This window comes from Alcanivorax profundi (genome assembly GCF_003597125.1).
GTDB classification, from domain to species: Bacteria; Pseudomonadota; Gammaproteobacteria; order Pseudomonadales; family Alcanivoracaceae; genus Alcanivorax; species Alcanivorax profundi.
Genome location: NZ_QYYA01000167.1, coordinates 1 through 389, shown reverse-complemented (window position 1 = coordinate 389; position 389 = coordinate 1). Strand labels below are relative to the sequence as shown.

The following is a 389-nucleotide window of genomic DNA, read 5'->3' as shown; positions in this document are numbered from 1 at the left end:
CTCGCTGTCTTGCGGGAAAGCACCAGGCAGCGACCGAATCCCACCAGAGGTTGTGAAAGCCGCAAAAGAGAGCTCCCTCCTTGAACATTTCCATAAGCTTTTGCTACAGTGTTGGGAAGAGGGAACGATACCCCAAGACATGCGGGATGCGAAGATCGTCACGCTCTACAAGAACAAGGGCGACCGCAGCGACTGTAACAACTATCGTGGGATCTCTCTCCTCAGCACTGTGGGAAAGGCCTTCGCCAGGGTTGTCCTCAACCGCCTGCAGGTACTTGCTGACCGTGTGTATCCCGAGTCACAGTGTGGGTTCCGGGCCAAGCGATCAACCATCGACATGGTGTTCTCCCTCAGGCAGCTACAAGAAAAGTGTCGTGAACAAAGACGTC

Annotated in this window: 1 protein-coding gene; it reads left to right on the top strand. The window is 54.8% G+C overall.

The features are described 5' to 3' along the window. Positions 1–52: 52 nt before the first annotated feature. A partial coding sequence (locus D4A39_RS19365; RefSeq protein ID WP_147393980.1) for an RNA-dependent RNA polymerase family protein occupies positions 53–389 on the top strand: 337 nt, incomplete at its 3' end.